Origin of the sequence: Crocosphaera watsonii WH 8501 (genome assembly GCF_000167195.1) — a bacterium.
Taxonomy (GTDB): domain Bacteria; phylum Cyanobacteriota; class Cyanobacteriia; order Cyanobacteriales; family Microcystaceae; genus Crocosphaera; species Crocosphaera watsonii.
Map to the genome: position 1 here is coordinate 125,815 of NZ_AADV02000006.1, position 10,542 is coordinate 136,356.

At 38.1% G+C, this 10,542-nt stretch carries 11 protein-coding genes; 6 read left to right on the top strand and 5 right to left on the bottom strand.

What is annotated here, in order from left to right:
* Window positions 1–5: 5 nt before the first annotated feature.
* On the top strand, window positions 6–194 hold the full coding sequence (locus CWATDRAFT_RS11350) for a CPXCG motif-containing cysteine-rich protein (RefSeq protein WP_007305139.1): 189 nt from the start codon (window positions 6–8) through the stop codon (window positions 192–194).
* A gap of 127 nt (window positions 195–321) precedes the next feature.
* Here the strand turns inward: CWATDRAFT_RS11350 and CWATDRAFT_RS11355 are convergent, their stop codons facing one another.
* The 4 genes from CWATDRAFT_RS11355 to CWATDRAFT_RS11370 form a co-directional block, all read right to left on the bottom strand.
* Window positions 322–2,502 carry a lytic transglycosylase domain-containing protein gene (locus tag CWATDRAFT_RS11355; RefSeq protein ID WP_007305140.1) on the bottom strand — a complete coding sequence of 727 codons (2,181 nt, stop codon included), beginning with the start codon at window positions 2,500–2,502 and terminating at the stop codon, window positions 322–324.
* A gap of 257 nt (window positions 2,503–2,759) precedes the next feature.
* A complete protein-coding gene (locus tag CWATDRAFT_RS11360) occupies window positions 2,760–3,248 on the bottom strand; it encodes a reverse transcriptase family protein (RefSeq protein ID WP_007305141.1) in 489 nt (162 codons plus the stop codon).
* A gap of 37 nt (window positions 3,249–3,285) precedes the next feature.
* Entirely contained in the window at window positions 3,286–3,513 is a 228-nt protein-coding gene (locus CWATDRAFT_RS11365; protein ID WP_007310420.1) for a type II toxin-antitoxin system HicB family antitoxin, read from the bottom strand.
* Window positions 3,506–3,769, bottom strand: coding sequence for a hypothetical protein (locus tag CWATDRAFT_RS11370; RefSeq protein WP_007305142.1), 264 nt, complete (start codon window positions 3,767–3,769; stop codon window positions 3,506–3,508). Before CWATDRAFT_RS11370 ends, CWATDRAFT_RS11365 begins: the two co-directional genes overlap by 8 nt.
* Window positions 3,770–4,122: 353 nt before the next feature.
* Between CWATDRAFT_RS11370 and CWATDRAFT_RS11375 the strand changes: the two genes are divergently transcribed.
* Genes CWATDRAFT_RS11375 through CWATDRAFT_RS11395 form a run of 5 tightly spaced genes read left to right on the top strand, consistent with a single transcriptional unit; the run spans window position 4,123 to window position 9,373 of the window.
* The gene (locus tag CWATDRAFT_RS11375; RefSeq protein ID WP_007305143.1) at window positions 4,123–8,115 is read left to right on the top strand and encodes a magnesium chelatase subunit H; all 3,993 of its coding nucleotides are present in this window, start codon (window positions 4,123–4,125) and stop codon (window positions 8,113–8,115) included.
* Window positions 8,116–8,175: 60 nt separating this feature from the next.
* Complete coding sequence (locus CWATDRAFT_RS11380; protein ID WP_007305144.1) at window positions 8,176–8,520, top strand: hypothetical protein; 345 nt, start codon at window positions 8,176–8,178, stop codon at window positions 8,518–8,520.
* Window positions 8,517–8,726, top strand: coding sequence for a hypothetical protein (locus CWATDRAFT_RS11385; protein ID WP_021835916.1), 210 nt, complete (start codon window positions 8,517–8,519; stop codon window positions 8,724–8,726). The genes CWATDRAFT_RS11380 and CWATDRAFT_RS11385 overlap by 4 nt, the downstream gene beginning before the upstream one ends.
* A 54-nt stretch (window positions 8,727–8,780) precedes the next feature.
* Complete coding sequence (locus CWATDRAFT_RS11390) at window positions 8,781–9,125, top strand: helix-turn-helix domain-containing protein (RefSeq protein WP_007305145.1); 345 nt, start codon at window positions 8,781–8,783, stop codon at window positions 9,123–9,125.
* Window positions 9,126–9,127: 2 nt separating this feature from the next.
* A complete protein-coding gene (locus CWATDRAFT_RS11395; protein WP_007305146.1) occupies window positions 9,128–9,373 on the top strand; it encodes a type II toxin-antitoxin system HicB family antitoxin in 246 nt (81 codons plus the stop codon).
* 573 nt (window positions 9,374–9,946) lie between these two features.
* Here the strand turns inward: CWATDRAFT_RS11395 and CWATDRAFT_RS11400 are convergent.
* Window positions 9,947–10,542 (bottom strand): IS66 family transposase (locus CWATDRAFT_RS11400; protein WP_007305147.1); only part of this gene is annotated, 596 nt, incomplete at its 5' end.

Consider the following 10,542-nt stretch of genomic DNA (forward strand, 5'->3'; position numbering starts at 1 on the left):
AAACTATGGAAACAACAGCAGACTATACTTGTGCTTTTTGTGGAGAATCTAGTACAACTTTTATAGATATTAGTTCCGGCAACTATCAATCTTATATTGAGGACTGTCAGGTATGTTGTCGCCCTAATGTTATTTATATAGAAGTAGATGAAAATACCCTCGAAGTAACTATTAATACTGATTATCAAGAATGAACTAAATTAAAGTATCTCAAGGGTAATGGCTTTAGTTTACCTGTTTAACTATATAGAGAATAGTCAGCAGTGACAAGAAACCAATAATTAATAACTGGTTACTGTTCACTGATAACTGAAAAACTGGTTATTTGTTATATCTTTCCAATAATTGAGAAATTTCTGGGTTATAAATCCTTAGATAATTCCAATAATTACCAAAGACAGTTTCTACATATCCTTTTGTTTCTCGGAAAGGTATTTTTTCCACAAAAAGATCAGGATCACTAACTTGATATCTTCTCACCCATTTTGAAACATTACCCGGTCCTGCGTTGTAACTGGCGATGGCTAATAAAGAGTTATTACTATATTTAGAATGGGTATAATTTAAGTACCAAGTTCCTAAATTAATATTATCATCAGGATCGGTTAAAGAATAATCTTCTAAACTAATTTTATTAGCTACCCATTCCCCCGTTGCGGGCATTACCTGCATTAAACCAGTTGCCCCAACTGGTGACTTAATTTCTGGTTCAAAACGGGATTCTTGACGCATTAAAGAAGTAACTAAAAGAGGGTTTAGTTTACGACGATCAGACCATTCGGTAATGGGATCATAAAAAGGAAAAGGGAACAATGTTTGCCAATATTTATCAGTTTTTCTGAGTTCTTGCCATTCTTTTTGTTGTTCGGGATCATCTTTTTTCTGAAGAAACCAAACTTGATTAATTCCCTGAAGATTTTTTCCTTGAACTAATTTTAATAAAGCATCCGTAAACCCTTCATTAACGGTTAAGGTGGGTTTATAGCCGATTTCTGCTTGGAATAAAGTAATGGCATCCTGATCTTCTCCCAAACGATATAACTCCTTAAACATGGGAGAACCAGCAGGAGGAAGAGGACGGCTGGTGGGTTTATTGACTTGGGGCAACATTTGACGAATATTATTAAAATTACCCACATTCCAGCCCAACTGTACCGCCGATCGCCAAGCATAGTAGGATTGGGGATGACGGGCAACAACGTGTTGAAAAGCAGATTGAGAATCTTGGATACGACCCAATTTTTGCGCCCATTTCCCTACCCAAAAGCCAGCTTTGGGAGCAATAGAACTATCAGAGTTATTGGTGGTGATGGGTTGGGCCCAAGTCCAAGCTTCGAGGGCATCTCCCTTCTCTGCTGCTTGTTGAGCCATTTGCCAACGATATTTTGCCGTTGCGTCGGAGTTGGCATATTCAGATAAAAGGTTTTGACGAACTGCGGCCGCTTCTGCACCCCCATTCAGTTTATCGAGCAATTTAGCCTTTTCTAAAAGAGCATCCGGGGCTTGTTCGGGGAATTTTTTGATAATTTCGTCCAAATAAGTTATAGCGGTCTGTGGAGGGGATAATTGAGCCAATCTTTTCAGGGCTAAGGCTGTTTCCTCCGCTTCAGGGAAGCCAAACATGAGTTGACGATAGGCGGCGATCACCGTTTCTCTGTTATTACCTCGAGGTTGTAGTTGCTGTCCCCTAGCAATGCGATAGTAATTTTGGGGGGTTTTGGGGGCTTTTTGGTAAGCGATCGCCGCTTTGTAATAGTCGTTGACTATCCAGTAACCATCGGCGATTATTTGCCAGTCTTCGGGGGTAAGTTGTGCCGCATATTGGTTAACTAAGCGATCGCGTATGGGGTTGCTTTGGGGATCATTGGCTGCGTATTTTGCTAATAACAGCAATAGTTGAGGTTGCTTGGGGTTTTCTTTTAACCTTTGACGGATAACTGCTTGAATATTGGGGTGTTGGGGAAATCGTTCGATCCCTTGATCCCAATAACTAGGGTCATAGTTTCCCAGTTTATATAATGCTTTGGCAGAGGCTAAAGAGTCGGGATAGGTTTCTATTAGTTCTTTCCAGGTTGCTTGAGCTAAGTCAGTTTCATTGCTTAGCTCGTAACCACGACCCCTTTTAAGGAGAATGTAGGGCTTCATGGGAGGATATTCTTTTTCTAACCTTTCCAGTTGCCGTAAAGCTGGCCCACCTTCGTATTCTTTGAGCAGATCACTAGCTAACAAATAACGGGCCCTACTTCTTTCTAAGGAGAGATTTTTAGAAGCCGCGATCGCTTCTAGTTGTTCTCGTCTTTGTTTTTCTGGAACTTCGGCTAGGGTTAAGACAAGAGATGGCTGGTTAATGTCTTCTTCCAGGGCGGTTTCGATTTTTGCCTGTTGTCTTGTTTCAAACCATTCTAAGACTTTCGGAGTTAGGGCAACAGTGCTGATAGAACCTAGTAACGCGAGACTAGATAGAATCAGAAGAGGACGTTTATTTTTAAGTGGTTTAAGCATTTTATTCCCACACACAACAACTTAAGAGTATATTATAAGCTTAATATTCTCTAAACAATTTTTTTTGACCGTCAGGGTAATAATAATGTCGTTCTGAGGCAGGAATAATCTCCAGAACTGTTTTTGAAGGTTATTTAGAAATATAATCATTGATAATCACTCTTTAACTCTACGAATTTTAAGGTTGTTCCTTCGATAATAGGAATGTGATTCTCATTGAGAACAATGTGTTTGTATTCTGTCCTTATTATCATTAATTAAGATCGAATTAACATCTGAATATATGGTATAATGACATAAAAAATATAAAAATTTTTTATGTCAGTTCTAATAATATTAGTGGATTCAAGTTCTAAGTTAGGGATAAGATTCTTTATGTCATTAATGTATGTATTAGGTAGTTCTTTAGGAACACATTCAGGAAAAATTTTAACCAAAAGTTCTTTGAGTGCCAACAAAACAATTCTATCTCGTACAGTAGGAATAGAGATAACTCTAGGTTTTTTGTCTTTTCCTTTAGATTTTAAATTTTCGAGATAGGGTGAAAACCTATAATTTCCTTGTAAGCATTTGGTTTGAATATTGTCAATATGTTGATTAGATTGCTTAAAAAACTGATAGATATTCAACCTATCAATTCCTTTCACTTTACTACGCTTAAGCTTAACATCTAAAATTTCTGTTAGATATGACTGAGTTAGTATATCTTGCCAAATTAGTTCATCTGAAAGTGATTGAGAAACCATAAAGCTTTAATGATTTATCGTGATTAATTTATATTAATTATAAGTTTACCATAATTGACTTATATTTTGGAATTTGTTCACCATCTTCTAGTAACATCAATAAATGAACCCTAACCGCTTCTTTAATTTCCTGTATTGCTTCTTCTTGACTGTCACCATGTGCCATAATTCCCAATTCTAAACACTTGGCTAAATAAGCATCATCTTCTGATGAAAATTCAACTAGATAAGAATAGTTTTTAATGTATTCTAAAATATCAATCATTAGTTTCTCCTCGTTTTATTTTTTGAAGCTTTATTAATGCTAACCTAACTTGTTTCACTTGATAAGGTTTTGCCTTGCCATCTTTTCCTTTTTGTAAATTAATTCTAGGCTCTCCCTGCCAAGGTACTTTAAAAGGATAATGACTTGATCCTCTATTTCTAGGTTTATCAAAAAAACGTTCTGTAATTTTCATTAGTCGAGAAAAGCGAATGTTTTTACTATTCTCAAGTTCCTTGATAGCTTCATCAATATCCATGATACATTGATTTTGTTCAATGATAATTAACGCCTAATGTCATTCAATTCATTTTCATTATAGCAATTAAATTTTATACACACTTTATACTAAATTTGTCAATAATAAAATAAATAATTTTTGTAAAACTAAAACTGAGTAAACACTCAGTAAATTTGTCAATATTTGTAACAAAATATTTCATTTTTCTTTACAAAATGTGTCAAATCATCGATAAAACGCTCCATAGGGTGTCGTTTTCTGATAAAAACACATAGAGAGCTAATTAATTTTGGCAAGTAATCTTCTTAACCGATGTTGCCAGAGTCCCCACCGTTTCAGACCTTAATAAAAACACAGGAGCAATACCATATATGTTTACCAACGTCAAGTCCACCATTCGCCATATCGTTCCAGAAGAAACCAATGGTCGTTCTTTGCTCAAGGTGGTCTATGTGGTGTTAGAACCTCAGTATCAGAGTTCCCTTTCCGCAGCCGTTAATGCTATTAATAAAGATAATCCTAAGTTAGCAATCGAAATCAGTGGTTATTTCATCGAAGAACTTAGAAACTCTGAAAATTACGAAGAATTTAAGCGAGATGTGGCAGAAGCCAACTTATTTATTGCTTCTTTAATCTTCATCGAAGACTTAGCAGATAAAGTGGTTGAAGCAGTACAGCCCCATCGTGATAATATAGATGCGATTGTGGTATTCCCTTCAATGCCCCAAGTAATGCGCTTAAATAAGTTGGGTAGCTTTTCCATGGCCCAGTTGGGACAGTCCAAAAGTGCGATCGCCCAGTTTATGCGCAAACGCAAGGAAAATTCTGGGGCAAGTTTCCAGGATGCTATGTTAAAGTTATTGCGGACACTGCCTCAAGTGCTTAAGTATCTGCCGGTGGAAAAAGCGCAAGATGCTCGCAACTTTATGTTAAGTTTCCAATATTGGTTAGGTGGTTCTTCTGAAAACTTAGAAAACTTCTTAGTCATGTTGGCCCATAAATATTCCTATCCCGATATGTTCGAGGATAAACAGGTTGACTACAAAGACCCTGTGGTTTATCCTGACATGGGAATATGGCATCCTTTATCCATGCAGATGTTTGAAGATGTCCCTTCCTATCTTGAATGGTATAACAGTCGTAGCGACATTTCCGAGGACTTAAAAGATCCCCTGGCCCCTTGCATTGGAATCATTTTACAACGAACCCATCTTGTCACCGGAGACGATGCACATTATGTAGCAATGGTGCAAGAATTAGAATGTATGGGGGCAAAAGTGCTACCTGTGTTTGCCGGAGGTTTGGACTTCTCTAAACCAGTAGAAGCTTATTTCTCGGACAAGAGTATTAAAGGTGTCGAAGCAGTTCCTATAGTTGACACAGTGGTATCATTGACAGGGTTTGCCTTAGTGGGGGGTCCAGCGCGTCAAGACCATCCCAAGGCCATAGAATCTTTAAAACGCCTTAACCGTCCCTATATGTGTGCCTTACCCTTGGTGTTCCAAACCACCCAAGAATGGGAAGAAAGCGATCTGGGTTTACACCCCATCCAAGTTGCCTTACAAATAGCCATCCCTGAGTTAGACGGTGCCATCGAACCCATTATACTCTCAGGACGGGACGGAAACACAGGACGGGCGATCGCACTTCAAGATCGCATCGAAGCAGTGGCCCAACGGGCGATGAAATGGGCTACTTTAAGGAAGAAGCCTAAACTAGATAAAAAAGTAGCTATTACTGTGTTTAGTTTCCCTCCCGATAAAGGAAATGTGGGAACAGCCGCCTATTTAGACGTATTTGGGTCTATTTATGAGGTAATGAGGGCTTTACAGGGAAATGGTTACGACCTTCAGGATCTCCCCGACTCTCCCAAAGCTTTGATGGAAGCTGTGATCCACGACGCACAGGCAGAATACGCTTCTCCTGAGTTAAATATAGCCCATCGTATGTCCGTGGAACAATACGAACGCTTAACCCCTTATTCCGTCCGTTTAGAAGAAAACTGGGGACCCCCACCAGGAAACTTAAACAGCGATGGACAAAATTTACTCATCTATGGTAAACACTTTGGTAACGTCTTTATTGGGGTACAACCCACCTTTGGTTATGAAGGCGATCCCATGCGGTTACTGTTCTCAAGATCCGCCAGTCCTCATCATGGGTTTGCTGCTTATTACACCTATTTAAACCAAGTTTGGAAAGCAGACGCAGTTCTCCATTTTGGAACTCACGGATCTTTGGAATTTATGCCAGGAAAACAGATGGGAATGTCTGGTGAATGTTATCCCGATAGTCTCATTGGTAGCATTCCTAACCTATACTATTATGCGGCAAATAATCCCAGTGAGGCGACCATTGCTAAACGTCGCAGCTATGCAGAAACCATCTCTTATTTAACCCCACCGGCTGAAAATGCAGGGTTATACAAAGGATTGAAAGAATTAAGTGAGTTAATTGGTTCTTATCAAACCTTAAAAGACGGGGGGCGTGGTGTTCCTATTGTTAACACCATCATGGATAAATGTCGCTTAGTTAATTTAGATCAGGATATTGAACTTCCTGATGTAGATGCTAAAGATATGAACCAAGAAGAACGGGATAATATTGTCGGTTTGGTTTATCGAAAACTGATGGAAATTGAATCCCGTTTATTACCATGTGGACTTCATATTATTGGTAAACCACCCACCGCAGAAGAAGCGATCGCAACTTTGGTAAATATCGCATCTTTAGACCGAGAAGAGGAAGAAATTACCTCCTTACCTCGCATTATTGCTGATAGTTTAGACCGAGACATTGAGGAAGTCTATCAAAACAGCGATCGGGGTATTTTAGAAGATGTGGAACTGCTACAAAAAATCACTTTAGCAACCCGTGAAGCAGTAGCATCTTTAGTAAAAGCCCAGATAAATGCAGAAGGAAGGGTATCCCTTGTATCCAAGCTTAACTTTTTCAACATGGGAAAAAAAGCCCCTTGGGTGGAAACTTTACACGATTTAAGTTACACAGAAGTTGATCAAGATAGGTTAAAACCCCTGTTTGAGTATCTCGAATTCTGTTTAGAACAGGTTTGTGCCGATAATGAGTTAGGAGGGTTACTAAAAGCATTAGAAGGGGAATATGTATTACCTGGTCCCGGTGGTGATCCTATCCGTAACCCCAACGTTTTACCTACTGGTAAAAACATCCATGCCTTAGATCCGCAGTCTATTCCAACTTTAGCTGCGGTCAAGTCGGCAAAAATAGTAGTAGATCGTTTAATTGCCCGTCAAAAAATCGATAATGGGGGTAATTATCCCGAAACAATTGCTTGTGTATTATGGGGTACAGATAACATCAAAACCTATGGTGAGTCCCTGGCACAAATTATGTGGATGGTAGGAGTTAAACCCGTACCCGACGCATTAGGAAGGGTCAATAAGTTAGAATTAATTTCTCTCGAAGAATTAGGAAGACCTCGTATTGATGTGGTAGTCAACTGTTCTGGTGTATTCCGTGACCTGTTTATTAACCAAATGAACCTCTTAGATCAGGCGGTTAAAATGGCAGCAGAAGCAGACGAACCCATCGAAATGAACTATATTCGGAAACACGCAATACAGCAAGCAGACGACATGGGAATTAACCTCCGTGAAGCTGCTACCCGTATCTTTTCCAACGCTTCTGGTTCCTACTCTTCTAACGTTAACTTAGCGGTAGAAAATAGCAGTTGGGAAGAAGAAAAAGAGTTACAGGATATGTATCTCAACCGTAAAAGTTTCGCGTTTGATTCAGATAACCCTGGTGTCATGAAAGATAACCGCAAAGTGTTTGAATCAGCGTTAAAAACGGCAGATGCAACCTTCCAAAACTTAGATTCTTCGGAAATTAGTTTAACAGATGTGTCCCATTATTTCGACTCTGATCCCACAAAAGTTGTCGCAAAATTACGAGATGATGGCAGAAAACCCTCTGCTTATATTGCGGATACAACCACTGCTAATGCACAAGTCCGTACATTGTCTGAAACCGTTCGTTTAGATGCACGTACCAAGTTATTAAACCCTAAATGGTACGAAGGAATGTTATCTCATGGTTACGAAGGTGTGAGGGAACTTTCTAAGCGGTTAGTGAATACAATGGGATGGAGTGCAACCGCAGACGCAGTGGATAACTGGGTGTATGAAGACGTAAATACAACCTTCATTGAAGACGAAGAAATGTGTAAACGTCTGATGAATTTAAACCCTAATTCTTTCCGTAAAATGGTCGGTACATTACTGGAAGTTAACGGACGAGGTTATTGGGAAACCTCCGAAGAAAACTTAGAAAGATTACAAGAGTTGTATCAAGAAGTTGAGGACAGAATTGAAGGTGTAGAATAAGATAGTAGGGTGGGCAATGCCCACCTTAATTATTTAATTAAGTTTTAAGATAATTTAGTAATGGCAGAATTACCACCAGAAATTACCATAACTGTTCTAGAATTACAGAGACAACTATTATCAATTATTCACAAAACAACAGCAACCGCTTTTATGCTTTTAGAAAGTTATGGAGAAACAGAACAAACTATTGTCTCTCTTAACGATCTTGATAACATTAGAGAAAGAGCAAATACTTATTATTCACGATTTTATACACTATTATTAAGAATTGCTGATTCTCAACCCATAGCTAGTAATGCTATGCTAGAGCTATTAGATAGGTCTATCGAAGAATCACAAGCTAATATAGCAGCGTCAGAAGCTACCATTAGAGAAGAAAAAAGGAATTGGAATCTACCATGACACAAGAACCATTTACCCCTGATATGGAACAAATTAAAGCAACTTCAGCTAAAGTTAAAGCACTTTGTCAGCGAATGGATGCTGAAATTTTAATCTTAGATGATATTATTGCTCAATTAGAGGAAGAAAATAGACGTTCTCCTTTGTATCAATATCGCTTAAATAAGGCTAAAAGATTGTTAAATAGTAACATTAGTGTTAAGTAAGAGTGAAATATCAAAACTATTATTCTAACTAATATTTAAGTAGCAGGATCAATCATGAATCAAGACATTAATTTCTGCCCTGGTAGTGGAAACATTTTTGAAGACTTAGGCTTTGAAAATGCTGATGAAATGTTAGCTAAAGCTGAATTGACTAGACAAATTAATTTAATTATTCAGCAGAGACAATTGACTGATGAAGAAATTTCTCAATTATTAAGCATAGAACCTTCTCAAGTAATAGAATTAGAAAAAGGAAAATTATTAAGATTTTCTACTGATGATTTAATTCGATTTTTGAAAGCGTTAGGTAAGGATGTAGAAATTGTTGTCAAAAACACCTCATCTATCTCAGGAAAACTCACGGTTACTGATACAGAATCTAACGTGATGGTAAGTTAAAAATGAAACACAATAAAGAGTCACAAAATCTATATCTAGACTATTTTTTATACCTTAAATATCCTATTTCAATTTATCCTGAAGATGAAGGAGGATATACCGCTTTAATTCCTGACTTACCAGGGTGTATAACTCAAGGGGAAACCTTAGAAGAAGTTGTTATTAATATTGAAGAAGCAAGGGAATTATGGATAGAGACAGTTTATAATAGTGGTAAAAAAGAGATTCCTTTACCATCAAGAAAATAGTTAATATTTTTAATTAAATAAGGTGCATTAAAGAAGTGTAATGCACCCTACAAAATAGGCGCACCGCTACGCGGATCTCTGTCGAGATCGCACTGAAGATATCATTAATCTTATTTTAGAGTTGTAAAAATATATGCCACTCAAATTTAGAAGTGTTAGAATAAAGATCAGTATTTTTGAGCTTACATCCTTTTTTGCACTGCTTAATCATGAATTCTATCACTCAAAAGTTGACCATCATCGGAATGACAGGTTTAATGGTTGCTTGGTAACTGCTCACCGCAACAAAAAAGTCTTATTGAAAAGCACTACAAACAACATCAGTTGAGTCAACAAAAATATAAGCCCTGTGATTTAGCGTAAAATTTAAGCTAATTTATTACGGCTATTTTAATGACTAACATTCCCAGAATCAAGTCTTTTAAAAACCTCAAATAAAAACAACAATATGAGAAAAAAAAGAATAGTAAGATAGTTTTTTGTTAGCGGAGATTATCCGCTAATCCTGTGTATTTTTGTGCAGAGAGATAGGGGGATCAAGAAAAATCTATCCCCCATCGGCTCCGGAGCCTTTTACATCTCTAATCCTGGGGGACTCCGACCAGCTAATGAAAATAATTCGCATAATTGGACAATGGCATTTTGCCCCTGTAATCTCATGGTCTCTAAAAAACTGAACATTTGGGTGACTAACTCTGCACCCCAGTCGCTTCTTGCTCCCCCACTTACTTTGCGGTGAATGATAATGGGACGTAAAGCTCTCTCAGCATCATTATTATCTGGTTTGACTTCAGGATAAGTTAGAAAGGTGAACCACTCTTCCCAATGACGTTTGAGACGGTTAATCAATCTTTGTGCATCATAAGGCCATCCTTTTTTGGGAGTTGCTTTAAAAATCTTTTGCAGTGAGTTCTCGACTTCTGTTCTTTTGGAGCCTAAGTCTTCAAGGGTTAAATTTCGAGCATGATAATGACGATAATGGATACGGGCGGTTGCTAAAACTTGCTGTACATCGGCAGCAAATTCTCGATTCGCTTGAAAACGACTGGTTTTAAGGGACTCTAACTCTCGTTCTAAATGTGCCAGACATTTCTGTTTGTCCATGGCACTTTGTCTAAAGTAGGCACTATAGCAGTCACTGGTGAGGATGCGTGATCCCCGGTCCGATT

Bases quoted from the DNA above. Each gene is read 5' to 3' on its own strand.
- CWATDRAFT_RS11350 (WP_007305139.1), top strand. From the start codon at position 6: ATGGAAACAACAGCAGACTATACTTGTGCTTTTTGTGGAGAATCTAGT.
- CWATDRAFT_RS11355 (WP_007305140.1), bottom strand. From the start codon at position 2,502: ATGCTTAAACCACTTAAAAATAAACGTCCTCTTCTGATTCTATCTAGT.
- CWATDRAFT_RS11360 (WP_007305141.1), bottom strand. From the start codon at position 3,248: ATGGTTTCTCAATCACTTTCAGATGAACTAATTTGGCAAGATATACTA.
- CWATDRAFT_RS11365 (WP_007310420.1), bottom strand. From the start codon at position 3,513: ATGATTGATATTTTAGAATACATTAAAAACTATTCTTATCTAGTTGAA.
- CWATDRAFT_RS11370 (WP_007305142.1), bottom strand. From the start codon at position 3,769: ATGGATATTGATGAAGCTATCAAGGAACTTGAGAATAGTAAAAACATT.
- CWATDRAFT_RS11375 (WP_007305143.1), top strand. From the start codon at position 4,123: ATGTTTACCAACGTCAAGTCCACCATTCGCCATATCGTTCCAGAAGAA.
- CWATDRAFT_RS11380 (WP_007305144.1), top strand. From the start codon at position 8,176: ATGGCAGAATTACCACCAGAAATTACCATAACTGTTCTAGAATTACAG.
- CWATDRAFT_RS11385 (WP_021835916.1), top strand. From the start codon at position 8,517: ATGACACAAGAACCATTTACCCCTGATATGGAACAAATTAAAGCAACT.
- CWATDRAFT_RS11390 (WP_007305145.1), top strand. From the start codon at position 8,781: ATGAATCAAGACATTAATTTCTGCCCTGGTAGTGGAAACATTTTTGAA.
- CWATDRAFT_RS11395 (WP_007305146.1), top strand. From the start codon at position 9,128: ATGAAACACAATAAAGAGTCACAAAATCTATATCTAGACTATTTTTTA.